Origin of the sequence: Microbispora hainanensis (assembly GCF_036186745.1) — a bacterium.
Lineage (GTDB): Bacteria > Actinomycetota > Actinomycetes > Streptosporangiales > Streptosporangiaceae > Microbispora.
This window is the reverse complement of record NZ_CP108086.1, coordinates 7,993,036-8,016,466: the sequence shown is the minus strand read 5'-3', so window position 1 is coordinate 8,016,466 and position 23,431 is coordinate 7,993,036. Positions and strand designations below refer to the sequence as shown.

Below are 23,431 nucleotides of genomic sequence, written 5' to 3'. Positions count from 1 at the left end.
CATGCCATCGGGGGACAGGCGGGACGGGCCGCCCAGGCTCGACCGCGTGCGGGGGGCCGTCATCGGCCTCGCCGCCGGCGACGCGGCCGGATGGCCGGCCGCCCGGCACCGGTCCGCGCTGCTGGCCGGCTGGAGCAGGCGGCTGCACCGGGAGCTCGACGCGTTCGCCGAGGAACACCAGGTCACCACGCTGCCGGTGCCGTTCGCGCTGAACCAGCCGGTGGCGCCGCTGGCGGCGGGCCCGTCGGACGACGCCGAGTGGCTGGCCTGGACGGCCCTGACCATCCGGGAGGACCGGGCCGAGGCGTTCGGCCGCCTGGCGGGCCGCGACGACGTCCGGGCGCGCATCTCCGTGTGGGCGGCGCTCGACAACCTCGCGGCGGGCAAGTGCCCGCCCGCCAGCGGCCACGACAACCCCCACCACTTCGACGACGCCGCCGCCGTGCGGGCCGTCGCCTTCGGCGCGGCCGGGCTCGATCCGCTGGAGGACGCGCGCGTCACCAACGCGGAGGACGGCGTGCTCGGCGCGGTCGCGATGGCCCGCGCGGTCGCGGCGCTGACGGACGGCGCCCCGATGGGCGAGGCGGTGGAGGCGGCGCTCGGCGCGCTGCCGCCGGACACGGCGATCGGGCACGCGGCGCGCGAGGCCCTCGCGGCGGCGCGGGCGGCGGGCTCGCCCTTCGCCGCGGTGCCGGCGCTGGACGCCGCCGTGCTCGACCACGTCTACAGCTACGGCGTCGCCGCCGCGCAGACCGTGCCGGTCGCGCTGGCCCTCGCCGACGTCGCCTCCTGCGGGCCGCCGCAGGAGGCGTTCGGCGCGGGCGTCTCGGCGGCGGCCTGCCTCGCCCCGGTCGCCGACTCCGCGCCCGCGCTCACCGGCGCGCTGCTCGGCTGCGCCGCGGGGCACGACGCGCTGCCCGCCGCCTGGCGCGAGCGGGCCCGCGTCCTGGCCGGCTGCTGCCTGCCGGAGCTCGCGGGAACCGACCTGCTGGACATCGCCGGGCGGCTCGCATGACGCCCGGCCACATCACGCGTACGGACAAGGGGGAAGACCGGATGACGCCGCAGGAGGACCTGCCGGATGACGACCTGCTGGCCGATCGCGCCGTGGGGTGTGTGGCGGGCGCCGCGGTGGGCGACGCGCTCGGCGGAGCCACCGAGGGGTGGACGCCCGAGCAGATCCAGGAGCGCTACGGAGGCCGGGTGCGCGGCGTCGTCCCCCCCTTCAACGAGGACTGGCGCAACGCCCGCCCCATCGCGCCCTATCACAAGGGGGACGGCCACGTCACCGACGACACGTTGATGACGCACGCCCTCATCCGGGTGTACGAGCGGGTCGGCGGTCACCTGGACGCCTACGCCGCCGCCGAGCACCTGGTGCCCGAGATGATGGGGGAGAAGCGGTGGATCCCCGAGCTGGAGGCCGAGGCGCTGCCGCTCCACCGGGTGTTCCTCGCCGAGAAGTGGCTCGTGCTGCGGCTGCACTACGGCCACGCCGACCCCCGCGAGGCCGGGGTCGGCAACATCGTCAACTGCGGCGCGGCGATGTACATGGCGCCGGTCGGCGTCGTCAACGCGGGCGACCCCGACGGCGCGTACGCCGAGGCGATCGACCTGGCCGGGGCGCACCAGTCGAGCTACGGCCGTGAGGCGGCGGGCGTGCTGGCGGCGGCGGTCGCCGAGGCGATGCGGCCGGGCGCGACGCCCGACTCGGTCGTCGCGACCTGCCTGCGGCTCGCCCGCGACGGCACCCGGGCCGCCATCGACGCGGTCTGCTCGGCCGCCCGGGGCCTCGGCCACTGGGAGGGCTCCTTCGAGGCCCTGCGCGCGGCGATCCGCCCGTACGACACGGTGGCCGACACCTACCGCGACCAGGGCCTCGGGGCGCGGCGGCCGAGCCGGCTGCACAGCATCGAGGAACTGCCGCTCGCGCTCGCGTTCCTGGTGATGGCCAAGGGCGACTACCGCGAGACGGTGCTCGGCGGCGTCAACTACGGCCGCGACGCCGACTCCATCGCCTCGATGGGCGGGGCCGTCGCCGGGGCGCTCGGCGGGCGGGCCGCCGTCCCCGCCGACTGGCTGGAGCAGGTGGCGACGGCCAGCCGTACGGACCTGGTCGGGCCGGGGCGGGCGATCGCGGCCGTCGCGCGGCGGGTGCACCGGGCCGACCGGGAGCGCCGCCGCGCGCACGAGGCCGCCTTCGACGCCCTGCTCGCGCCGCGGGGAGACGCGCGATGATCCGGCTGACGTGGGTGCAGCCGGAGGACCTCGTGGGCCACGAGCTGAGGCAGGCGGACGAGGACGGCCGGGGAACGCTCCCGGAGGTGGCGGCCGTGCGCGAGCGCTGGCACGCCGCCGGCGGGCACGACGCGCCGCCGAGGGCGGGGGCCTCCGCCGAGCCCGCCCCCGAGGCGCTGCGCGCCCTGGCCGGGGAGCTGCTCGACACGCTCGCGGCGATCCCCTCGCCGCTGCCCGAGCCCTCGGAGCTCGGAGAGATCGTCGCGAGCTGCCCGGACTGGCCCGCCTCCGGCACGCGGACGCGCCCCGAGCCCGGGCGGGTTCTGGGCGCCTGGTGGGGGAGGGCGGCCGGCTGCCTGCTGGGCAAGCCGGTGGAGAAGATCCCCCGCGAGGGGATCAGGGCCATCGCCGAGGCGACCGGCAACTGGCCGATCCGCGGCTGGTTCACCGCGAAGGGGCTGCCGCCGGAGATCGCGGAGCGGTGGCCGTGGAACCGCCGCAGCGCGGCCACCAGCCTCGCCGAGAACATCGACGGCGTGCCCGAGGACGACGACCTCAACTACGCGCTGCTCGCGCTCACCGTGCTGGAACGGCACGGACGGGACTTCACGACCGAGGACGTCGCGAAGACCTGGCTCGACGCGCTGCCCGCCGGGCGGGTCTTCACCGCCGAGCGGGCGGCCTACCGCAACCTGCTCGCGGGTCTCGAAGTCCCCGCGACCGCCGTCCACCGCAACCCGTTCCGCGAGTGGATCGGCGCGTTGATCAGGGCCGACGTGTACGGCTGGGCCAACCCGGGCGATCCGGCGACGGCCGCGGCGCAGGCGTGGCGGGACGCCCGGCTCAGCCACACGGCCAACGGGATCTACGGCGCGATGTTCGCCGCCGCCATGTGCGCGCAGGCGCTCGTGGCCGCCGGAATGGACGAGGTGATCGAGGCCGGGCTCTCGGTCGTGCCGCCCGGCTCGCGCCTGGCCGGGGCCGTACGGCAGGCCGTCGCGGACGCCGCGGCCGAGCCGGACTTCGAGCGGGTCGTCGACCGGCTCTACGCGCGGCACGGCGACCTCCACTGGGTCCACACTGTTAACAACGCGGCGCTGCTGGCGGCGGCGCTCGTTCATGGCGCAGTGCACGGTGCGGGCGACTTCGGCGCGACCGTCGGCGCGGCCGTGGCCGGAGGCTGGGACACCGACTCGGCCGCCGCCACCGCCGGATCGATCGCCGGGGCGCTGGCGGGCGGCGTCCCCGAGCGGTGGATCACCAGGGACCGGCTGGCCAGCAGCCTGCCCGGCTTCGACGGCGTCTCGATCGAGTCGCTCGCCGCCCGCACGCTCGCGCTCTGTGAGGGGGAACGACGATGATCTCGGTGTTCGGCAGCGCCAACATGGACCTGGTGGCGTACGTCGCCCAGGCCCCCAAGCCGGGTGAGACCGTCACGGGCCGGGAGTTCCGCACGATTCCCGGCGGCAAGGGAGCCAACCAGGCGATCGCCGCGGCCCGCGCGGGCGCCGACGTGGCCTTCTTCGGAGCCGTGGGGGACGACGCGTTCGGGCCGGGGCTGCGGGCCGCGCTCGCCGAGGCGGGCGTGGACACCACCGGGCTGCGGGTCGTGCCCGGCCCGTCGGGCGTCGCCCACATCGTCGTGCAGGACGGCGGCGACAACTCGATCATCGTGGTGCCCGGCGCGAACGGCGCGGTCACCGGGCCGGACGGGCGGGACGCGGAGGTCATCGCCCGGTCCGACGCGCTGCTTCTGCAACTGGAGCTGCCGATGGACGCCGTGGTCGCCGCGGCCCACGTGCCCGGCGCGGAGGTGATCCTGACCCCGGCCCCGGCCGTGCCGCTGCCCGCCGAGCTGCTGGAGGCCGTCGACCTCATCGTGCCCAACGAGCACGAGGCGGCGGCCCTCACCGGCCGCGACGACCCCGGCGACGCGCTGGAGGCGCTGCTCGGCCTCGTCCCCGAGGCCGTCGTCACCCTGGGCGCCCGGGGCGCCCTGTACGGCTCGCGCGAGGGCGTCCGCCTGCACGAGCCCGCCGTACCGGTGCGGGCGGTGGACACGACGGCGGCGGGCGACACCTTCGCGGCGGCGCTGGCCGTCGCCAGGACCGAGGGGGCCGATCCGGCGCGGGCGCTGCGCTTCGCCTCGGCCGCCGCGGCGCTGTCGGTGCAGCGGGAGGGCGCCAGCACCTCCATGCCCCACCGCCACGAGATCGACCACCTGATGGAGGAGGGACTGTGACCGGGCCGCTCGACGGCGTGCGCGTCATCGACGCCGCGACGCTGTTCGCCGGGCCGACCGCCGCGATGCTGCTCGGCGACTACGGCGCGGACGTCATCAAGATCGAGCACCCGCGCAGGCCGGACCCGTCGCGCGGGCACGGCCCCGGGGGGCTGTGGTGGAAGATGCTCGGCCGCAACAAGCGGACGATGACCCTCGACCTGTCCACCACTGAGGGGCAGGACCTGCTGGTCCGGCTCGTCGAGGACGCCGACGTGCTCATCGAGAACTTCCGCCCCGGCACGCTGGAGCGCTGGAACCTGTCCTGGGACCGGCTCAGCAAGGCCAACCCCGATCTGGTGCTCGCCAGGGTCACCGGCTTCGGCCAGTTCGGCCCGTACGCCAGACGGCCCGGCTTCGGCACCCTCGCCGAGGCGATGAGCGGGTTCGCCGCGATGACGGGGGAACCGGACGGGCCGCCCACGCTGCCGCCGTTCGGGCTCGCGGACGGCATCTGCGCGCTGGCCACCGCGTTCGCCGTGATGACTGCCCTGCGGTCGGGGCGCGGGCAGGTCGTCGACCTGTCGATCATCGAGCCGATCCTGACCGTGCTCGGCGCCCAGCCCACCATCTACGACCGGCTCGGCGTCGTGCCCCCGCGCACCGGCAACCGCTCGGTCAACAACGCTCCGCGCAACACCTACCGCTGCCGCGACGGCTCGTGGGTCGCGGTCTCGACCTCGGCGCAGAGCATCGCGGAACGCGTGATGCGCCTGGTCGGCCGGCCCGACCTGGTGGACGAGCCGTGGTTCGCCACCGGCGCGGGCCGGGTGGCGCACGTCGGCGAGCTCGACGCGGCCGTCGCGGCCTGGGTCGGCGAGCGGACCCGGGAGGAGGTGCTGCGGGCGTTCGAGGAGGCCGAGGCCGCCGTGGCGCCCATCTACGACGTGCGCGACGTGCTGGCCGACCCGCAGCTGACCGCGCTCGACGCGGTGACGACCGTGGAGGACCCCGAGCTGGGCCCGCTGCGGATGCAGAACGTGATGTTCCGGATGTCGGAGACACCGGGACACATCCGGTGGACCGGCCGCCCGCACGGCGCCGACACCGATGAGATCCTGCGCGGCCTCGGCCTGACCGATGCGCAGATCGAGGCACTGCGGGCCAAGGGAGTGGTGTGATGGACGCTCCTGGTGTCCCGGCCGCGCCCCTGACATGGTTGTACGTGCCCGCCGACCGCCCCGACCGGATCGGCAAGGCCCTGGGCGGCGAGGCCGATATGGTGATCGTCGACCTGGAGGACGCGGTCGCCCCCGAGAACAAGGACGCCGCCCGCGCCGGGGTCGCCGCCCTGCTGGCCACGCCGCGGCCGCGCGTGGAGATCCGGGTCAACGACGTCCGCACACCGTACGGCCAGGCCGACCTGCACGCGCTCGGAACGCTGCTGCGCGGCAGCGGCGGCCTGCGCGTCCCCAAGGTGGAGTCGGCCGACGAGGTCCGCCGGATCGCCGACGCGGTGCCGGGCGTGCCGCTGCGGCTGATCATCGAGTCGGCCCTCGGGCTGGAGCGCGCCTTCGAGATCGCCACCGCTTCACCGGCCGTCGCCGGGATCGGCCTCGGCGAGGCCGATCTGCGCGCCGACCTCGGTGTGACCGACGAGGCGGGCCTGGCCTGGGCGCGGTCCCGCATCGTGGTCGCGGCCCGCGCGGCGGGGCTGCCGGCCCCGGCCCAGTCCGTTTATGCGAACGTCCGCGACCTCGACGGCCTGGCCGCGTCCTGCGCCTCGGGCCGGGCCATGGGATTTCGCGGCAGGGCGGCCATCCACCCCGTCCAGCTTCCGGTGATCGCGGCGGCCTACCACCCGACGGAGGAGGAGATCGCGGCCGCCCTGGAGGTCGTCTCCGCCGCCGACCAGGGCGCGGTGGCCCTCGCCGACGGCCGCTTCGTGGACGAGGCCGTCGTCCGGCAGGCCCGCCGCGTCCTCGCCGACGCCGGCGGGCACTGAGACTCGTGCCGAATCGGCCGGGGCCGGGCGGAGTCACGGCGCTCCGCCCGGCCCCGGGGTCGGTCGGCTCAGGTCACGGGCAGTTGCCGATGTCGCTCTCGGCGGAGGCCAGGACCACGTTGGTCTTGGCCAGGCCGAGGGCGTTGACGGTGACGTGAACCGCGTTGACGGTCAGGCCCTTGTCGGGCGTGGTGAACGGGATCTGCTCGTTGAGGACCAGCTTCACCACGCCGACGTTGATCGTGGTGTTGGGCGCGATGTTCGTCGGCGCCGAGATGACCACCGTGTTGCCGACCTTGAGGGAGGCGATCGTGGTGGTCCCGCTCGATCCGGAGCAGGTGGTGGTGGAGCTGGACTTGATGGCCCCGATGGTGATCACGGGGATGCCGGTGATCCCGATGGAGGTGTCGTCGATGGAGGCGGTGGCCTCCGACTTGCCGGGGAACTCGGTGGTGACGACCTTGGCGCACAGGGCGTGCGCGCTGATCAGCCCGCTGAGGGTGGCGGTGCAGGGGACCGAGGTGCTGCCGGACGACGTGGTGGAGACGGGGCCGGTGTCCGGGGTGCGTGCGATGTTGACCAGTTGCAGGCCGGCCAGGGAGGCGCCGGCGGTCAGGCCGTAGGCCCGTCCGGTCAGCCGCTGCGGCGTGACCTTGACCTCCTCGTCGCTGCACGGCGAGGTGACGGAGTTGTTGTTGGCGTCGCCGCTGTAGGTGGCGGTCCACCGGTAGGTGCCGGCCGCGCCGATGGTCACGTCGCCGGACGCGGCGGTGCCGCTGCCGGACAGGTCGCCGGTGCGGGTGGCGATCGGCGTCTTGCAGTCGGTGTCGCCGGGCGCGTACAGCTGGAATTCGACGGTGCCGGTGGGGTGGAACCCGCCGGAGACCGTGGCGGTGTCGGAGACGGCGCCGCCGGCCGGGACCGACCCCGACGGCGTGGTGGCGATGCCCGGGGTGGCCTTGACGACCTCGACCTCCTCACCGCATTCGGAGGTGACCGGGGTGTTGGCGTCGTCGCCGCTGTAGGAGGCCACCCACCGGTAGGTGCCCACGCCGCCCGCCGGGATGTCGCCGGACGTCGCCGTGCCGCTGTCCGACACCGATCCGGTGCGGGTGGCGATGGGCGTCTCGCACTCGGTGTCGCCGGGTCCGAACAGCTCGAACTTGACGGTGCCCGTCGGGTGGTGGCCGCCGGACAGGGTCGCGGTGTCCGAGACGTTTCCGCCCGCGGGCGTCTCGCCCGACGGCGTCGTGGTGATCTTCGGGGTCGCCTTCGGGACGTGCTCGGTGATCGTTTCGGTGAACCCGGGCGACAGGACGTCGTTGACCAGGAAGTCCACCTTGCAGGTGAGGGTGCTTCCCGGCGCGGCTCCGTCGCCGACGGTGACCTTCTCGGAGAACGCGGCATCCTCGCCGCTGGTCACCGTACGGCTGTCCGGGGTCAGGGAGACCGACAGGTTCGGGTCGCAGTCGCGCAGCTTGTGGGTGACCGTGACCGGCAGGTTGTGCAGGGCCGACAGGATGGTGTCGCTGACCTCCGAGGGGTTGAGGCCGGAGAACAGCTGTCCGTCGGTGGCGTCGGTGATCGCGGCCGCCTGCCCGCTCGAGTTCAGCCCGGCCAGGTCGAAGGCGAGCACGGTGATGTCGGCCGCTTTCAGGGCGCTGATCGCGTCGGCCAGCGAGTGGCCGCCGCTGGGGTCGTGGCTGGGGGCGTCTCCGATCAGCAACACGATCCGGGTGCTGTCCGGCCGGAAGGAGAGCGCTCCCGTGGCGACCTGGTACAGGGCGTTGATGCCGTCTTCGGGGAAGTCGCCTCCGCCCGACGCGGACAGCGAATTGATGCCGGCGGTGACATCGGCCGGGTCGCCGGTGAGATTCTGCGCCACCCGAAATGGAGTCGAGTCCGCCGCGTCCTTGTATTCGGCGACCGCGAACTGGGCGTCCGGCTGTGCCGAGGCGACATTGGAGAAAATGGCGTTCGCGTTGGTCCGCACGTTGGATATGACCCCGCCCATGCTGCCTGTCGTGTCGATCAGGAAAGCGATATCCGGCTTGGGCGGGACGACCGGAGTGGAGACGGTTTTGTCGATCGTCTTCGATTCGCCGCGGGCCAGGTCGAGCGTCACGTCCGCGGGGGTGACCCCGGGCGCGGCGTACGCCGTCCCCACCCCGGCGACCAGCGTCGCAGCGGCCGCGGCCGCGCACACGGCGGCCCGTAATCGTCGCGTCATTATCACGGTGTCGTTCCTTCTGGTGTGGCGTTATGTCATGGGGAATTCGGCTGCCGGCGCGAGTTGATGCCGAATTCCATGAGTTGACGACCTCGCTGATCTGTTCGGCGCTGATCAGCGAGGGGGTGTGGCCACGGACATATGGTGACCGGTCAATGAATAGATGTAAATAGACCCGCTTACGGCAAGTTCCCAGTTGGCCACAATCGGCCACTCTGTGCCGGTGGGAGGCCCTCTGTGCGGGGCGATTCGTCCCGGATTTTTATTCGGATATGCCCGATGAATTGAGTAATGTGTAGTTTGTGACTGCAGAAAAGTGCGGCCGTTTCCACCATTTATCGGCGGGCCCTGCGGCGCTTCGGGTTGTAACGCCCCCGGCGCGCGCCGCTTCAGGTCTGGCGCCGCTTCACGTTGTGCGCTGCTTCACGTTGTGCGCTGCTTCAGGTCGTGCGCTGCTTCAGGTCGTGCGCTGCTTCACGTTGTGCGCTGCTTCAGGTCGTGCGCTGCGCCACGAACACGAACTCGCGGCCCGGGCGGTCGGGGGCGTCCCGCACGTCCAGCACGCGGTAGCCGTTCGCGGCCAGGCTCGTCTCCACCTCGTCCCGGTCGCGGAACCGGAGGGTCGAGTGCGACGTGATCACCTCGCCGTCGGCCAGGAAGGTGTAGGTGTAGCGGAACGACACCAGCGGCAGGCTCACGTCGGTGACGTCGAGGCGCTGCTCCACGGGCCCGGTCTCCGGAAGGTCGAGGACGACCGGACCGGCGCCGGCGGCCCAGTCCTCCCATGCCCGGCGTCCGGGCCGCCTGGTCTCGAACACGAGATATCCCCGCGGGCGGAGCGCGCCGTGGACGCCCCGCAGCGTCCGCGTCCAGTCGTCGTCGGTGAGGAAGACCTGCGCCACGTTGCCCGTCATCACCGCGAGGTCGGCGTCGAACGCCGGGACCGTGGTGGCGTCGCCATGGATCCAGGTGATCCTTCCGGCCCGGTCCTTCGACCTGGCGATCCGCAGCGACGCCTCGGCGGGATCGACGCCCATGACCGTGCGTCCGCTGTCCGCCAGCAGGACCGCCAGGGATCCCGTGCCGCAGCCGACGTCGAGCACGCGCTCCGCGCCCAGCTCGCCGGCGACGGCGAGATAGACGTCGAGATCGTCGCGGTCTCCGTCGAACGCGTCGTAAACGGCGGCCAGACGTGGGTGAGCGAAGATCGGGTCAGGCACCCGGCGACCCTACTCCACCCCGTGAGCCGGCAGCGCGGCGCCACCGTGCGGTGATTGCCATCACCCTACAAATTTGGTAGGAAATATCTGTGTTTACGGCATCGTGGTTGGTCCGGCGTCGGCACGTCGACCTGTGCCGTCTGAACGGCTCGGCCTGTCGCTCCTGAACCGTGCTCCCCGTCCGGTCCCCCGTACGGGCCCCGTCCGGCGTGGTCACCCTCACCGGACGCCCCCCCATCCGTCGCCGCGCCGTGCCCGCCTCGCCTCCCGGCGGTGCGGCGCCCTCCACACGGAGCGACCACTGTGACGTCATCCCCCTCAAGAGCCCCCTCCAGATCCCCCTCGGCGGCTCCCCGTTCGCTCCTTCCCGGCGAGGGAGCGCCCGGCGAGGCAGCGCCTGTCGAAGGGGCGCCTGTCGAAGGGGCGCCCGCCGTCTCCGGTCCGGGCCGGCGAGGGCGCAGCGCCCGCCGGATCGGCGTGCGGGTGCTGTCGCTGCTCGCACTGCTCGCGTTGTGGCAGCTGGCGGCGGTCGCGGCGGGCAATCCGTCGTTCGTCCCCGCGCCCCGGGCCGTGTGGGACCAGCTCGTCCTGCTGTCCACCACGCACGATGGCGTCCGCGGCTACAGCGGTCACCTGCTCGTCGAGCATCTGGCGATCAGCCTGCGCCGCATCCTCATCGGCTCGGCGCTCGGCGTGGTGGCCGGGCTCGCCCTCGGCGTCGTCCTGGGCACCGTGCCGTGGATCCGCCTCGTGGCCGAGCCGGTCGTGACGTTCGTACGGGCACTGCCTCCGCTGGCGTACTTCAGCCTGCTGATCATCTGGTTCGGCATCGACGAGACGCCCAAGCTGTGGCTGCTCGCCATCGCCGCGCTCCCGCCGGTCGCCGTGGCCACCGCCGCGGCCGTCCACGGCGCGCCGACCGGCCTGGTGGAGGCGGCCCGGGCGCTGGGCGCGTCACGACGGGACGTGATCAAGGACGTGGTGCTGCCGGCCGCGCTGCCGGAGATCTTCACCGGTGTCCGGCTGGCCGTCGGGGTCGCGTACTCCTCGGTCGTCGCGGCGGAGACCGTCAACGGCGTGCCGGGCATCGGGGGGATGGTCCGCGACGCCCAGCGCTACCTGCAGACCGACGTCGTGGTGCTCGGGCTGCTCGCGATCGGCCTGTCCGGGCTGCTGATCGACGGCCTGTTGCGCGTCGCGGAGAACCGGCTCATCCCCTGGCGCGGCCGCGTCTGAGCCCCTGTCCGGCACCGTCGATCTCCCTCCAGCCGCACTCCCTTCCACCGCCTCCCTTCCACCGCCTCCCTTCCACCGCCTCCCTCCCACCGCAGAAGGAACCCTCCGCCATGTCACGACCACGCCTCACGCGCCTGCTCTCCGTCGCCCTGGCCGCCGCGACGGCCGCCGTCCTCGCCGCGTGCGGCGACGGCGCGGCCTCCGGCACGAGCGGAGGCGGCGGCGACGCGGCGGACCGCACCATCCGCATCGCCTATCAGGCGTTCCCCAGCGGGGACCTCATCGTGAAGAACAAGGGGTGGCTGGAGCAGGCGCTGCCCGGCTACACCGTCAAGTGGACCAAGTTCGACTCCGGCGCGAGCATCAACACGGCCTTCGTGGCCAAGAGCGTGGACATCGCGGCCATCGGGTCGAGCCCGGTCGCGCGCGGGCTGTCCGCGCCGCTCAACATCCCCTACCAGGTGGCGTTCGTGCTCGACGTGGCCGGTGACAACGAGGCGCTGGTCGCCCGCGACGGCACCGGCATCTCGTCCGTGGAGGGCCTGCGCGGCAGGAAGGTGGCGACGCCGTTCGCCTCGACGTCCCACTACAGCCTGCTCGCCGCGCTCGACAAGGCCGGGGTGCGGGAGTCCGAGGTGAACATCGTCGACCTGGAGCCGCAGGACATCCTGGCGTCCTGGACCCGCGGCGATATCGACGCCGCCTACGTCTGGCTGCCCACGCTCGACGAGATCAAGAAGACCGGCAAGACGATCATCAGCAGCCGGGAGCTGGCGACGGCGGGCAAGCCGACCCTCGACCTGGGCGTGGTGTCCACCGCGTTCGTCCAGGCGCACCCCGACGTGGTGGACGCCTGGCGCAAGGCCGAGGCCAGGGCGCTCGACCTGATCGCGGACGACCCCGACGCCGCGGCCCAGGCGGTGGGCGCGGAGCTCAACATCGGCAAGGACGCGGCCAAGGAGCAGCTCAGCCAGGGCGTCTTCCTCAGGCCGGCCGACCTGTCCTCGCCGGAGTGGCTCGGCACGCCGGACAAGGTCGGCGGCCTGGCGCAGAACCTGGTGAGCGCGGCGCAGTTCCTCAAGGACCAGCAGAAGATCGACGCGGTGCCCGACCTCGCCACGGTTGAACGGGCGATCTACACCAAGGGGCTTCCCGATGTCCTCGCGCCCTGAGGCGGCCGCCGCCCCGGCCGGGACGGGCGAGGAGGCCGCCGCCGTCCACCTGCACGAGGTCGAACACGTCTACGGCGGCCCGGGAGGTCCGGTCGCCGCCCTGGGGCCGATCTCCCTGACCATCCCTCCCGGCGCCTTCCTCGTGCTCGTCGGGGCGTCCGGATGCGGCAAGAGCACGCTGCTGCGCCTCGTCGCGGGCTTCGAGCGGCCGACCTCCGGCACCGTACGGACCGGTGGCGCCGAGCCGGTCCCGGGCGCAGGCGCCGGGATCGTCTTCCAGCAGCCCCGCCTGTTTCCGTGGAAGACCGTGGGCGGCAACGTCGAGCTGGCCCTGCGCTACGCCGGAGTGCCCCGTGCGGAACGTGCCCGCCGGGTGCCCGAACTGCTGGAACGGGTCGGCCTGCACGACGTGGCCGACCGGAGGATCTGGCAGATCTCCGGGGGGCAGCAGCAGCGCGTGGCGATCGCCAGGGCGCTCGCGGGCGACGACCCGCTGCTGCTGCTCGACGAGCCGTTCGCCGCCCTGGACGCGCTCACCCGCGAGCGCCTGCAGGAGGACCTGCGCCGGGTGAGCGCGCAGACCGGCCGGACGTCGGTGTTCGTCACCCACAGCGTCGAGGAGGCCGTTTTCCTCGGCAGCCGCGTCGTCGTGCTCACCCGCCGGCCGGGCCGGATCGCGCTGGACCTTGACGTCACCCTTCCGCGCACCGGGGTGGAACCGGACGAACTACGCGCCCTTCCCGAGTACGCCGCGCTCCGCGCCGAGGTCGGCCACGCCGTACGCGCCGCGGCCGCGTGAAAGCGCCACACCAACGAGGAGGACAGTGAGATGACCACACCGACCGCCGAACGGCTGACCCTGCGGCCTCTCGGACCCCACTTCGGCGCGGAGGTCGAGGGACTGGACCTGGCGACCGCCACCGACGAGGAACTGGCCGCGGTGCGTGCCGCCCTGGTCGATCGGAAGGTGCTCTTCTTCCGCGATCAGCGCCTGGACGACGACGGGCAGGTGGCTCTCGGCCGCCGTCTCGGCGAGCTGACCGCCTCCCACCCGGTGGTCGGAGGCGTCGACGAGGCGCATCCGGAGATCTACGCGCTCGACAGCGCCGACAACGGCTTCGCCGACGTCTGGCACACCGACGTCACGTTCATGCCCCGTCCGCCGCTCGGCTCCATCCTGCGCGCCGTGGTCCTCCCGCCCACCGGCGGCGACACGAGCTGGGCCGACGCCCAGCTCGCGTACGACTCCCTGTCGGAACCCGTCAAGGAACTGGCCGACCGGCTCACCGCGGTCCACGACGGCAACCGCGAGTTCGGTTACTACCTGGCCCAGCGCCGCGGCGGCAAGGGCAACGTCTGGGACGGCGAGCTCGTCACCCGGCTGGAGCCGGTGGAGCACCCCGTGGTACGCGTCCACCCCGAGACCGGCCGCAAGGGGATCTTCGTCAACCCCGGGTTCACGTCCCACATCGTCGGCCTGTCCGAGGCGGAGAGCCGGGCCGTTCTCGACCTGCTGTACGCCCACCTCACCAAGCCCGAGCACATCGTGCGCCACCGCTGGAGGATCGGCGACGTCGCCATGTGGGACAACCGGAGCACCGCCCACTACGCCAACCGCGACTACGGCGACGCGCACCGCGTGATGCACCGCATCACCCTCCGCGGCGACCGCCCCTTCGGACCCGGCCGTACGGACGGGTGACCGGGCGGGGGGAGCGGGCGGGGACGCGGGCTACGCGTCGTGGTCCGGGTGCTCCTCGGCGAAGATGCGGGCGAGCTCGGCCCGGGACGCGATGTCGAGCTTGGCGAAGATCCGGCGAAGATGGGCCGAGACCGTATGCGGAGACAGGAACATCCGGGCGGCGGCCTGGCGGTTGGTCAACCCCTGGGCGATCAGCTCCGCCACCGCGCGTTCGGTGTCGGTGAGGCTGTTCCAGCCGAACTCCTGCTGGTGCGACTGGACCCAGTGACGGCGCCGGACGCCCAGCGCCCGCAGGCGCGCCCGCACGCGGGCCGCGCCCCGGAGGGCGCCGATCCGCTGGTAGCCGTCGTGCGCCTGGTCGAGGCTGTTGATGGCCCGCTCGCGGTCGGCGGAGGCGCCGGTCTTCATGAGCAGGACTCCGAGGTCCTCGGCGGCCGAGGCGCGCTCCCACGTTTGCGGGTGGTTGGCGGCGGCGAAGGCGAGGTCGGCGGGGTCGGCGTGCAGAAGACCGCGAGCGTGCGCGGCCGCGGCGGCGAAGATGGGATAGCCGGGGTTCCTCCGTGCGAGGTGGTCGGCCGTGTCGACGATGGTCTGCGCGTACGCCCGGTTTCTCGTGTCCAGCGCCAGCCGGGTCATGAAGACGGCCGCGAGGGGGGCCGTCATGAGCGTGCGTCGTTGCTGGTCGGTGTCGGTGTAGGTGCCGCGGAGAATGTCCGTGGCCCGATCGAGATCGCCCTGGCTCTCGGCGATCACGGCCTCCACCCACCTTTCCCAGGCCGATCCGAAGAGCATCCCGGCGGTGCCGGGCTCGCACGCGTACCTCTTGATGTACCGGACCGCGGCGTTTATGTCGCCGCGCCGTACGGCGATGTACGCGAGGATCGACAGCCCCACGCGGATGAACCCGTGCGTGCCCATCTCGTCCGCGATCGTCATTCCGGCCTCGGCCTCTGCGACGGCGTCGTCGAGGCGGGCGGCGGCCAGTTTGACGCGGGCGCGGAAGAGCGAGGGCTGCGCGGCCAGCACGGTGACGCCGAGGGTCTCGATCTCCTCCTCGGCCGCCCGGATGGCCAGGTCGGCCGCGTCGAACTGACACAGGCACCGGTGAAGATGACCCAGCAGCAGCCGGGTGTACGGTCGCTGGACGGCCTCCACGGCGCCGCGGTTGCCGATCCGCAGGGCCTCGTCCAGATGCCTGAACGAGTCGTCGACCCGGCCGTCGATCATGGCGCATCGGGAGAGCATCAGCAGGGCGCCCACCACCGCCGTGTCGGAATGCCCGTCCCGGTCGGAGAGGACGGCCTCGGCCCGCCGTTGTCCCTCCGCGACGTCGTTCAGGGTGATGAGCCCCCAGAAGACCGTCCACTCGGCGACGTCGCGAAGGTCACGGGAGATGTCCTCCTCGCGGAGCAGCCCCTCGGCCTGGGACACGGCGTCGGCCGGATGGCCGCTCAGCAGCAGGATGTACGCCAGCGCGCAGCGCAGGCGATGCGCCAGCGCGGAGGGAGCCCTGGCGAGCGCGCGGCGGGCGAGGTCGGCGGCCTCGCCCAGCCGCCCGATGGCCGTCAGGGCGTCGACCACGACGGTGGCCCGGCTCACCCATTCGGGATCGGCGGCATCGGTCAGCTCCAGCGCCCGGGTGGCGAGATCGGCGGCGGCATGCGGCGAGGACCGCAGCACCTCCCGCGCCGCCTGGTCCAGCGCGAGCAGAGCGCACACGTCACCGGGGCCGGCGCTGTGGATGAGGTGCGCGGCGGCGGGAACGGCCGATCCGCCGCGTTTGAGCAGCATCTCTCCCGCCTCGCGGTGCAGGGCCTGCCGGACGGCGGTCGACAGGCCCTCCGTCGCCGCCTCCCACAGGAGGTCGTGCCGGAAGGCCAGCTCGTGCCCGGCGGATCCGACGATGCCCGCCGACATCGCCTCCTCCAGCATGGGCAGCAGATCGCCCGTCGATTCGCCGAGCATCTCGGCCAGGTCCGTCACGGAGAACGAACGGCCCAGGATTCCGGCGACCTGGAGCATGTGCCTGGTCGGCTGGGACAGCTCCTCCAGGCGTTCCCGGGTGACCGCCCGAGCCGACGGCAGCCGCGCCGACGCCAGCCGCACGCGGCCGTCGGCGGTCCGGAACCCGCCCTCGCGCTCGAGCTTCTCGATGAGGTGGACGAGCAGGAAGGGATTGGCGTCCGCTATGCCGGCCAGGGTCAGCACGTCCGGATCGGGCTCCGCCCCGAGGACGTCGGCGACCACCTCGGCCACCGCCGTGTCGTCCAGGGCCCCCAGCCGGACCCGCGCCGCGCCCTCGCGCTCCAGCGCGTTGAACACGCGGTCGAGCCAGGGGATGTCGCCGCCGCCGGTCGTACGGGCCAGCATCCAGACGAGCGGGGAGGAGGCGAAGTCCAGGGTCAGCGACCGCACCGCCAGCATGGTCATGTGGTCGGTCCACTGCAGGTCGTCCAGGGTGAGCAGCACGGGCCCGTGGGCCACCAGCGCCTCCAGCGGTTCCTGCAGCTGCTCGAGCAACTGCAGCCGCCGGTCGGCCGGGCCGGACACGCCGCCGCCGTCGCCGGTGGGAAGGAAGATCTCCCCGAGCGCCGAGGTCAGCGGGGCCAGCGGCATCAACTGCGTCAGCTCGTCCGCGACGCCGCGGACCACCCGGAATCCCCACCTGCCCGCGGTGATGGCGGCCACGTCGAGCAGGCGGCTCTTGCCGACGCCCGGCTGGCCCTCGACCAGCAGAACGCCGCCCCCGCCCACACGTGCCGCCCGGAGCCGGTCGGCGACGAGATCCCACTCCCGGGCACGGCCGCGCCACCCGGGCCAGGACGTCTCCCGGGAACTGGGCCTATACCTCGTATCCAGGACATTCCGGGATAACTTACCCATGAAGCCATAAGACACCCGGCGTACAGGACGTCGCAACAGGCCCATGCGGTTCGCCGTCATCGGGGGCCGGACGCGGCCGAATGGTAGATCTCAGCGCGGTGAGCAGGCGCGTAACCCTACACACATGTGCGATACGAAGAAGCCCGTCCGCGGTTCAGGATCGTATCGGTCGGCTCGCTCTCGCCTATGAGCCGACGCGCAAGCACTTCCTCGACTGAGCGGTACCGAAGAATCATGTGCAGCGGACGACACGCCACGCCCCCCGGCCCTCTCAGGAGCCTGGCATCCCTCGAATTCCTATTTCGAAAGGGTGGCGATGGTGGACCTGAAGAACGATGATTTCCTGATACTGCTGTGGCTGCTGTTCACGCTCTTCACGCTGCTCGCGTGGATGGCCGCCGCAAAGGTCTTCGCGCACGTGCTGACCGGCCGGTCTTCGATGGTCGCCTGGCCCGCGCATGAGACGGGCGACGGTGCGAACCGCGCGAACGCCTCTCGCGCGGAGAACGGCGAACACGGATCCCGGAGGCGGGCTCCCCGCCGCCCCCCGACAGCCGACCGGCAGCAGCACCGGCTCTCCGCGGCCGGCGCCGCAGGCCACGCCTCCGCCGAGCACGCGCACGAGACCTCCGGTCACGCCGGAGCGTCGTCACCCGGCCCGGCGAACCGCGGGAACGACCACCGGCGTCCGGACCGGCGGCCGGACCTGTGGAGGCGCTGGGCGCCCCGCACGATCCGAGGGCAGATGACCGTGCTGGCCACCGCTATGACGCTCCTCACCCTCCTTCCCGTGGGAGGGGGGATGTACGTTCTGGCCAGAGCCAGGACCGTCCCACGGCGGTGTGATCCGTGCGCGACCGCTCTGTCCCACACCGTGGGCCGCTCGCCGGTGTCAGGGAGCGCGGTGCCAGGGAGCACGGTGCCAGGGAGCGCGGTGCCAGGGGGCACGGTGTCAGGGGGCACGGTGTCAGATGTGGTGGCACGGGGCGCCGGCGGCGCCGGCCGGGTCCCCCGCCTGGTCATGGCAGGCTCCATGGGGTCCTCGTCCGCCGCACGGGGGACGCTGTCCCGGACCTCTGCGGGGAGCCCCGGACCACTCACGGGTGCCCCGCGGCCCACGCCGACGTGCACCGCTGTCTTTCCCGCCGATGCCTTTCCCTCCGCGCTCCGGGTGGTCGTCGAGGCGGGGCAGTCGCTGCTGGGCCTCGCGCGGCCCCGTCTCCCGTTGCTCGTGTCGCTGGAGACCACCGAGCTGATCGCCCTGAACGCCTGGATCGCCTGGAAGGTGAGCGGACGGCTGCTACGCCCCCTGGACGGGGTGAGCGCCGAACTGTCCCGGATCGACTTCGCCCACCTGGGCGCGGGCATCTCGGTGCCGAGGAGCGCGCAGGAGATCACCCGGTTGAGCCGGACGATCAACCAGGCTCTGGGGCGGGTGCAGCGGGCCAAGGAGGAACTCGAGGACGTCGCGCGCCGCCAGCGGCAGTTCGCGTCGGACGTCGCCCACGAGCTGCGCACGCCCATCGCCGGGCTGCGGGTGCAGCTCGAAGCGGCGCAGCAGGATCCCGCAGGGGTGCCGTTGCCGGAGCTGCTCGAGACGACGCTGGTCCAGGTGGACCGGCTCGAGACGGTCACCGACGACATCCTGTGCCTCGCTCGCCTGCCCAACTGCGCACCCGCCGAGTGGCGGCAGGTCGATCTCGCGGCCCTGGTCAAGGCCGAGCTCGCGCAGCGTACGGATCGGCGCCCGGTGCGCCTTCGCATCACCCACGGGGCCATCGTCACCGCCGTGCCGAGCCAGATCGGCCGGCTGCTCACCAACCTGCTGAACAACGCGCAGCGCCACACCCGGCGCGTGGTGTGCGTCGAGGTACGGGTCGATCCCGCCGCGGTCGAAATCGCGGTCAGCGACGACGGGCCGGGGATTCCCGAGGCCGACCGTGAGCGGGTGTTCCAGCGTTTCACCCGGTTGGACGACGCCCGTAGGCTCGACAGCCTCGGCACCGGGCTGGGCCTGGCCATCGCCCGCGACATCGCCAAGGCACATCAGGGGACCCTCAGCGTCGAAGAAAGCACAGCCGGCGGGGCGCGATTCGTCCTGCGGCTGCCGCGAGTCCGGCAGCCCGAAACGGGGTGATCATGAAGTTAGAGAACTGTTCGATCCGGGCGCGTCTGGCGGTGTTCGTCAGTATCGTGGTCAGCCTGCTCTGCATCGTGTTCTCCATCGTCTTGTTGTTCGCCCTCAACAAGATGGCCACCGAGAACCTCACCAAAGAGGTGACGGCGGTCGGCGAGCTGACCGCGTACGACGTCGACCACGGTCACATCAACAATCCGCTGCCGCCGATCTCGGCGAACCTGATCCGGCCCGTCCAGGTGGTCAATCCGCAGGGACAAGTGGTCGCCGCGACCCGCGATTTGCAGAACCGGCCGCTCATGGCGCATTTCACGCCGGTAAGCCCCAGGCGGGTGGCGAGCGCCGTGGTCTGCAATTCCGTCTTTCCATCCGGCGGATGCCATGTCGTCGTCGCGCAACAGGTGTATCGCGACGGCGAATGGACCGTGTACAGCGCCGCGCCGGCGCTGCCGTTCTTCGTCTATCCGGGCATGGTGGCCCTGTTGATCGCGGGAACGGTCCTTTTCACCGGGGCGGTCGCGTACGGGGCGCGGCACACCGTCGCCAGCTCGCTCAGACCCGTGGACGCCTCCGGGCCCAGCTCGACCACATCCAGAGCACCAACCCGGGCCGCCGGGTCCCCGTCCCCAAGGTCAAGGACGAGATCTACCGGCTGGCCCGGAGCGTGAACGAGACGCTGGACCGGCTGGAGCACACGCTCGAACAGCAGCGGCGCTTCTGCGCCGACGCGTCCCACGAGCTCCGCACCCCGATCACCGCCATCCGCGTCCAGCTGGAGGACGCCCTCCTGGCGGCCGAGGACGTCGACCTGAGAACGCTGTGCGAGGACGTCCTGCCGAGCGTGGAGCGTCTCCAGGCGATCACCACCGGCCTGCTGACGCTCACCCGGTTCGACGCCGGCGTCCCGAACGCAAGGCACCCGGTCGATCTCTCCGAGCTCGTCGCCCTGGAGCTGAAGAGCCACCAGGGCGACAGGAGGGTCGTTCTCCAGGTGACGCCCGGAGTGATCGTCAACGGCGACCGGCTGCAGTTGCGGCAGCTGATCTGCAACCTGATCCAGAACGCCCAGCGCTACGCGTCGTCCACCGTCACGGTCACGCTCCGGCGAGAGAACGGCGGCCCGCGCTTCGCGAAGGGCGTCGCGGAGCTGGAGATCCTCGACGACGGCGCCGGGATCGCCATCGACCATCGCGAGATGGTGTTCCAGCGCTTCGCGCGGCTCGACAGCGCGCGCAGCAGGGACGCCGGGGGAATCGGCCTGGGCCTCCCCATCGCCCGGCTGATCGCCGAACGCCATGACGGCACGCTGACCATCGCGGACAGCGCGCAAGGCGCCCGTTTCCTGGTCCGCCTTCCCCTGGACTCCCAGGTCGGCGGCTGACGGTGTGGGCCTCTCGGGGACCTGCCGGTGGGCGCAAGGCGAGCACGGCGGGCCCGGCCATCCGACGTCATCTGTGGCTCTCGTGCGCGGCGCTGGCGAGCAGCATGTCGAGCGCGGCGGGGTAGGCGCTGTCGTTCATGTCGGCCACCAGCAGGGGCGCCACCGCCGCGATGTTGGGATGGGTGGCGGGGGACAGGCGGGCGTAGGTCGCCTGCCACATCTCCTCGTCCGCCCGGCGGGCCCGCTCCGGCAGCGCGAGGGACGCCGCGTCAAGCGCGGCGAAGGCCAGCGTCATGTCGATGAACGCGTGGTAGACCCGGACCGCCGCACGGTCGGGGAAACCGGCGCCGCGCAGCAGCCCGAGGATCGCCTCGTCCGCCGCGATCTCGTGCGACTTGCCGCTGATGCGGCTGGCGGTCAGCACCGCGGCCTGGGGGTGTTCGAGGTAGGCCGCGTGGATGCGCAGGCCCAGCTCGCGAAGGTCGGCGCGCCAGTCGCCGGTGGCCTGCCAGCCGTCCATGGCCCGGCCGATGAGCATGTCGCCGATGGCCAGGGTCAGGTCGTCGATGCCGGCGAAGTAGCGGTAGAGCGTGCTCGGGTCGGCGCCCAGGGCGACGCCGAGCCGCCGTACGGACAGTCCGGCGGAGCCGTGCTCGCGCAGCATGCGCAGGGCGGTGCGCACGATCAGGTCCTCGGAGAGGACGACTCCGTTCTTCGTCGGGCGGCGCCGCCGGCGCGCCGACTCGGAAACCACCGGCTTGGGCATGATGCTCCCTTCCTCGGTGGCCACCTTATGCCAACACCATTGACGTTCGATGCGGGGGTGACGTTGGATCGTGGGCACCAAAGGGGTCTTTGTCCTTAAAAGGGAGCTTTGTCATGCGTGTTCTGCTCGTCGGCGCCGGTGGCGTCGGTACGGCGATCACCCGGATCGCGGCCCGCCGGTCCTTCTTCGAGCACATGGTCGTCGCCGACTACGACCTGTCCCGTGCGGAGGCGGCCGTCGCCGCGCTGGGGGAGGCGGGCGCCCGGTTCACCGCCCGGCGGGTGGACGCGGGAGACGAGTCCGCGGTGGCGGCGCTGCTGGCCGAGCACCGCTGCGACGTCCTGCTCAACGCCACCGACCCGCGGTTCGTGATGCCGCTGTTCCGGACGGCGCTGTCTGCCGGGGCGCACTACCTCGACATGGCGATGTCGCTGTCACGGCCGCACCCGGAGCGTCCGTACGAGGCGTGCGGGGTCAAGCTGGGGGACGCCCAGTTCGAGATGGCGGCCGAATGGGAGAAGGCGGGCAGGCTGGCCCTGGTCGGCATCGGGGTGGAGCCGGGGCTGTCGGACGTCTTCGCCCGATACGCCGCCGACGAGCTGTTCGACCACATCGAGGAGATCGGCGTACGCGACGGCGCGAACCTCACCGTCGAGGGGTACGACTTCGCGCCCTCGTTCAGTATCTGGACCACCATCGAGGAGTGCCTCAACCCGCCGGTCGTCTACGAGGCAGGCCGGGGCTGGTTCACCACCCCGCCGTTCAGCGAGCCGGAGGTGTTCGACTTTCCCGAGGGCATCGGCCCGGTCGAGTGCGTCAACGTCGAGCACGAAGAGGTCCTGCTCATGCCCCGCTGGATCGACGCCGAGCGGGTGACCTTCAAATACGGCCTGGGCGAGCGGTTCATCGACACGCTGCGGACCCTTCATCTGGTGGGGCTCGACCGCACCGAGCCCGTCCGCGTCGTCGCCGAGGGCGGCGCCGTCGTCGAGGTGTCCCCGCGCGACGTGGTCGCCGCGTGCCTGCCCGACCCGGCGAGCCTGGGAGACCGCATGCACGGCAAGACGTGCGCCGGCACCTGGGTCAAGGGCACCAAGGACGGCGGCCCGCGCGAGGTCTACCTCTACCACGTGGTCGACAACCAGTGGTCCATGCGTGAGTACGGCTCCCAGGCGGTGGTGTGGCAGACCGCGGTCAACCCGGTCGTCGCCCTCGAACTGATGGCCGGCGGCGTCTGGTCCGGCGCCGGTGTCCTCGGCCCCGAAGCCCTGCCGCCCAGGCCGTTCCTCGACCTGCTCACGGCGTACGGCACCCCGTGGGGCATGCGGGAGCAGCAGGCGGCGTGATCAGCCGCCGAGGTGCCGGTCGAGGAAATCGCGGATGGTCTCGGCGAGTTCGAGGCGGTGGTCGGAGAGGGCGTGATCGGTGTCGAACACGTGGTGCTCCAGGCGCGGCACGGGATAAGCGGTGTAGGCGGCCACCACGGGATCGTGGTGGCGCGCGGCGGGGGTGATGGTGTCGCGCCCGGCCGTGCCGATGAGCAGGACCGGCCGGTCCGCGAGCTTCGGGGTGAGCGAGGACAGGCGCCACGCCTCGCCCGCCGCGATCATCTCGTCCACGAGCGCGGCGCCGCTGGTGCCCTTCAGAGGAAGCAGGTCGTCGCCGAACCCCTCGACGTACGCCGCCCGCAGCGCCGCGTCCTCCCGGCAGGCGGCCGCGACGGAGCCGAAGTCGAACGCCGACACCGACGCGACGGCGCGGACGCCCGGGTCGCCCGCCGCGGTCGTCAGCGCGGCGAAGCCGCCGAAGCTGTGCCCCGCCAGTGCCAGCCGGTCCGGATCGAGGCGGTGCGCGGCGGCGAAACCCGGCTCGCGTACGGCGGCCACGACGCGGGCGGCGTCCTCAAGCGAGGTGGTCCACGACCAGGACCCGCCGACGCCCCAGGACCCGCGGTAGTGGAAGACGAGGGCGGCGTATCCGGCACGGCGCAGGTGCTGGGCCAGGTCGAAGTTGCGCTCGTGCCCGGGGAAGCCGTGCAGCAGCACGACGACCGGATGCGGTCCCGGCCCGGCCGGGAGATGCAGGACGCCCAGCAGGGTCTCGCCGTCGCTGTCGAACGTCACATTGGCGTTGGCCGCCGGGATCTCGGGGGTCATCCGTCCTCGCTTAGATCGAACCGATCGGTACTATCTAAGGCTAGCGGATATACCCGCGGTGCCCGCCGGGCGGGCCGGGCGGGC

Annotated in this window: 20 protein-coding genes; 15 read left to right on the top strand and 5 right to left on the bottom strand. The window is 72.6% G+C overall.

What is annotated here, in order from left to right:
* Position 1 precedes the first annotated feature (1 nt).
* Genes OHB01_RS36375 through OHB01_RS36350 form a run of 6 tightly spaced genes read left to right on the top strand, consistent with a single transcriptional unit; the run spans position 2 to position 6,464 of the window.
* Entirely contained in the window at positions 2 to 1,015 is a 1,014-nt protein-coding gene (locus tag OHB01_RS36375) for an ADP-ribosylglycohydrolase family protein (protein ID WP_142645268.1), read from the top strand.
* Complete coding sequence (locus tag OHB01_RS36370) at positions 1,012 to 2,238, top strand: ADP-ribosylglycohydrolase family protein (RefSeq protein WP_240970896.1); 1,227 nt, start codon at positions 1,012 to 1,014, stop codon at positions 2,236 to 2,238. Before OHB01_RS36375 ends, OHB01_RS36370 begins: the two co-directional genes overlap by 4 nt.
* Positions 2,235 to 3,599 carry an ADP-ribosylglycohydrolase family protein gene (locus tag OHB01_RS36365; RefSeq protein ID WP_142645267.1) on the top strand — a complete coding sequence of 455 codons (1,365 nt, stop codon included), beginning with the start codon at positions 2,235 to 2,237 and terminating at the stop codon, positions 3,597 to 3,599. Before OHB01_RS36370 ends, OHB01_RS36365 begins: the two co-directional genes overlap by 4 nt.
* Positions 3,596 to 4,480, top strand: coding sequence for a ribokinase (locus OHB01_RS36360; RefSeq protein ID WP_142645266.1), 885 nt, complete (start codon positions 3,596 to 3,598; stop codon positions 4,478 to 4,480). The genes OHB01_RS36365 and OHB01_RS36360 overlap by 4 nt, the downstream gene beginning before the upstream one ends.
* Positions 4,477 to 5,640 (top strand): CaiB/BaiF CoA transferase family protein, encoded by a 1,164-nt coding sequence (locus tag OHB01_RS36355; RefSeq protein ID WP_142645265.1) that lies wholly within the window; start codon positions 4,477 to 4,479, stop codon positions 5,638 to 5,640. Before OHB01_RS36360 ends, OHB01_RS36355 begins: the two co-directional genes overlap by 4 nt.
* Entirely contained in the window at positions 5,640 to 6,464 is an 825-nt protein-coding gene (locus OHB01_RS36350; protein WP_142645264.1) for an HpcH/HpaI aldolase/citrate lyase family protein, read from the top strand. Before OHB01_RS36355 ends, OHB01_RS36350 begins: the two co-directional genes overlap by 1 nt.
* Before the next feature lie 73 nt (positions 6,465 to 6,537).
* Here the strand turns inward: OHB01_RS36350 and OHB01_RS36345 are convergent, their stop codons facing one another.
* On the bottom strand, positions 6,538 to 8,694 hold the full coding sequence (locus OHB01_RS36345) for a VWA domain-containing protein (RefSeq protein WP_142645263.1): 2,157 nt from the start codon (positions 8,692 to 8,694) through the stop codon (positions 6,538 to 6,540).
* Between the two features lie 491 nt (positions 8,695 to 9,185).
* Positions 9,186 to 9,914 (bottom strand): class I SAM-dependent methyltransferase, encoded by a 729-nt coding sequence (locus tag OHB01_RS36340; protein WP_142645262.1) that lies wholly within the window; start codon positions 9,912 to 9,914, stop codon positions 9,186 to 9,188.
* 89 nt (positions 9,915 to 10,003) lie between these two features.
* On the opposite strand from OHB01_RS36340, the gene OHB01_RS40060 reads away from it, so the two are divergent.
* From OHB01_RS40060 to OHB01_RS36320, 5 genes are all read left to right on the top strand, one after another.
* Positions 10,004 to 10,081 (top strand): putative leader peptide, encoded by a 78-nt coding sequence (locus tag OHB01_RS40060; RefSeq protein WP_352239660.1) that lies wholly within the window; start codon positions 10,004 to 10,006, stop codon positions 10,079 to 10,081.
* A gap of 310 nt (positions 10,082 to 10,391) precedes the next feature.
* Entirely contained in the window at positions 10,392 to 11,150 is a 759-nt protein-coding gene (locus OHB01_RS36335) for an ABC transporter permease (protein WP_261986039.1), read from the top strand.
* 110 nt (positions 11,151 to 11,260) lie between these two features.
* The gene (locus OHB01_RS36330; RefSeq protein WP_142645260.1) at positions 11,261 to 12,322 is read left to right on the top strand and encodes an ABC transporter substrate-binding protein; all 1,062 of its coding nucleotides are present in this window, start codon (positions 11,261 to 11,263) and stop codon (positions 12,320 to 12,322) included.
* Entirely contained in the window at positions 12,306 to 13,121 is an 816-nt protein-coding gene (locus OHB01_RS36325; protein WP_142645259.1) for an ABC transporter ATP-binding protein, read from the top strand. The genes OHB01_RS36330 and OHB01_RS36325 overlap by 17 nt, the downstream gene beginning before the upstream one ends.
* 30 nt (positions 13,122 to 13,151) lie before the next feature.
* A complete protein-coding gene (locus OHB01_RS36320; protein ID WP_142645258.1) occupies positions 13,152 to 14,024 on the top strand; it encodes a TauD/TfdA dioxygenase family protein in 873 nt (290 codons plus the stop codon).
* Between the two features lie 30 nt (positions 14,025 to 14,054).
* On the opposite strand, the gene OHB01_RS36315 is transcribed toward OHB01_RS36320, so the two are convergent.
* The gene (locus OHB01_RS36315) at positions 14,055 to 16,907 is read right to left on the bottom strand and encodes an ATP-binding protein (protein ID WP_168065581.1); all 2,853 of its coding nucleotides are present in this window, start codon (positions 16,905 to 16,907) and stop codon (positions 14,055 to 14,057) included.
* A gap of 1,171 nt (positions 16,908 to 18,078) precedes the next feature.
* Between OHB01_RS36315 and OHB01_RS36310 the strand changes: the two genes are divergently transcribed.
* Genes OHB01_RS36310 through OHB01_RS36300 form a run of 3 tightly spaced genes read left to right on the top strand, consistent with a single transcriptional unit; the run spans position 18,079 to position 20,425 of the window.
* On the top strand, positions 18,079 to 19,044 hold the full coding sequence (locus OHB01_RS36310; RefSeq protein WP_222709762.1) for a sensor histidine kinase: 966 nt from the start codon (positions 18,079 to 18,081) through the stop codon (positions 19,042 to 19,044).
* A gap of 2 nt (positions 19,045 to 19,046) precedes the next feature.
* Positions 19,047 to 19,712: a hypothetical protein gene (locus tag OHB01_RS36305; protein WP_240970894.1), complete on the top strand. Its 666-nt coding sequence runs from the start codon at positions 19,047 to 19,049 to the stop codon at positions 19,710 to 19,712.
* A complete protein-coding gene (locus OHB01_RS36300) occupies positions 19,709 to 20,425 on the top strand; it encodes a sensor histidine kinase (RefSeq protein ID WP_260617046.1) in 717 nt (238 codons plus the stop codon). Before OHB01_RS36305 ends, OHB01_RS36300 begins: the two co-directional genes overlap by 4 nt.
* A gap of 67 nt (positions 20,426 to 20,492) precedes the next feature.
* Here the strand turns inward: OHB01_RS36300 and OHB01_RS36295 are convergent, their stop codons facing one another.
* Positions 20,493 to 21,191, bottom strand: a complete 699-nt coding sequence (locus OHB01_RS36295) for a TetR/AcrR family transcriptional regulator (RefSeq protein WP_142645254.1) — start codon at positions 21,189 to 21,191, stop codon at positions 20,493 to 20,495.
* Positions 21,192 to 21,304: 113 nt separating this feature from the next.
* Between OHB01_RS36295 and OHB01_RS36290 the strand changes: the two genes are divergently transcribed.
* The gene (locus tag OHB01_RS36290) at positions 21,305 to 22,537 is read left to right on the top strand and encodes a saccharopine dehydrogenase family protein (RefSeq protein ID WP_142645253.1); all 1,233 of its coding nucleotides are present in this window, start codon (positions 21,305 to 21,307) and stop codon (positions 22,535 to 22,537) included.
* On the opposite strand, the gene OHB01_RS36285 is transcribed toward OHB01_RS36290, so the two are convergent.
* Positions 22,538 to 23,347: an alpha/beta hydrolase family protein gene (locus tag OHB01_RS36285; RefSeq protein WP_142645252.1), complete on the bottom strand. Its 810-nt coding sequence runs from the start codon at positions 23,345 to 23,347 to the stop codon at positions 22,538 to 22,540. It abuts the gene before it with no gap.
* Positions 23,348 to 23,431 lie beyond the last annotated feature (84 nt).

Excerpts from the sequence above, each read along its gene's own strand:
- OHB01_RS36295 (WP_142645254.1), bottom strand. The coding sequence starts at position 21,191 with ATGCCCAAGCCGGTGGTTTCCGAGTCGGCGCGCCGGCGGCGCCGCCCG.
- OHB01_RS36305 (WP_240970894.1), top strand. The coding sequence starts at position 19,047 with ATGAAGTTAGAGAACTGTTCGATCCGGGCGCGTCTGGCGGTGTTCGTC.
- OHB01_RS36360 (WP_142645266.1), top strand. The coding sequence starts at position 3,596 with ATGATCTCGGTGTTCGGCAGCGCCAACATGGACCTGGTGGCGTACGTC.
- OHB01_RS36285 (WP_142645252.1), bottom strand. The coding sequence starts at position 23,347 with ATGACCCCCGAGATCCCGGCGGCCAACGCCAATGTGACGTTCGACAGC.
- OHB01_RS36375 (WP_142645268.1), top strand. The coding sequence starts at position 2 with ATGCCATCGGGGGACAGGCGGGACGGGCCGCCCAGGCTCGACCGCGTG.
- OHB01_RS36315 (WP_168065581.1), bottom strand. The coding sequence starts at position 16,907 with ATGGGTAAGTTATCCCGGAATGTCCTGGATACGAGGTATAGGCCCAGT.
- OHB01_RS36325 (WP_142645259.1), top strand. The coding sequence starts at position 12,306 with ATGTCCTCGCGCCCTGAGGCGGCCGCCGCCCCGGCCGGGACGGGCGAG.
- OHB01_RS36330 (WP_142645260.1), top strand. The coding sequence starts at position 11,261 with ATGTCACGACCACGCCTCACGCGCCTGCTCTCCGTCGCCCTGGCCGCC.
- OHB01_RS36320 (WP_142645258.1), top strand. The coding sequence starts at position 13,152 with ATGACCACACCGACCGCCGAACGGCTGACCCTGCGGCCTCTCGGACCC.
- OHB01_RS36345 (WP_142645263.1), bottom strand. The coding sequence starts at position 8,694 with ATGACGCGACGATTACGGGCCGCCGTGTGCGCGGCCGCGGCCGCTGCG.
- OHB01_RS36290 (WP_142645253.1), top strand. The coding sequence starts at position 21,305 with ATGCGTGTTCTGCTCGTCGGCGCCGGTGGCGTCGGTACGGCGATCACC.
- OHB01_RS36370 (WP_240970896.1), top strand. The coding sequence starts at position 1,012 with ATGACGCCCGGCCACATCACGCGTACGGACAAGGGGGAAGACCGGATG.
- OHB01_RS36365 (WP_142645267.1), top strand. The coding sequence starts at position 2,235 with ATGATCCGGCTGACGTGGGTGCAGCCGGAGGACCTCGTGGGCCACGAG.
- OHB01_RS36350 (WP_142645264.1), top strand. The coding sequence starts at position 5,640 with ATGGACGCTCCTGGTGTCCCGGCCGCGCCCCTGACATGGTTGTACGTG.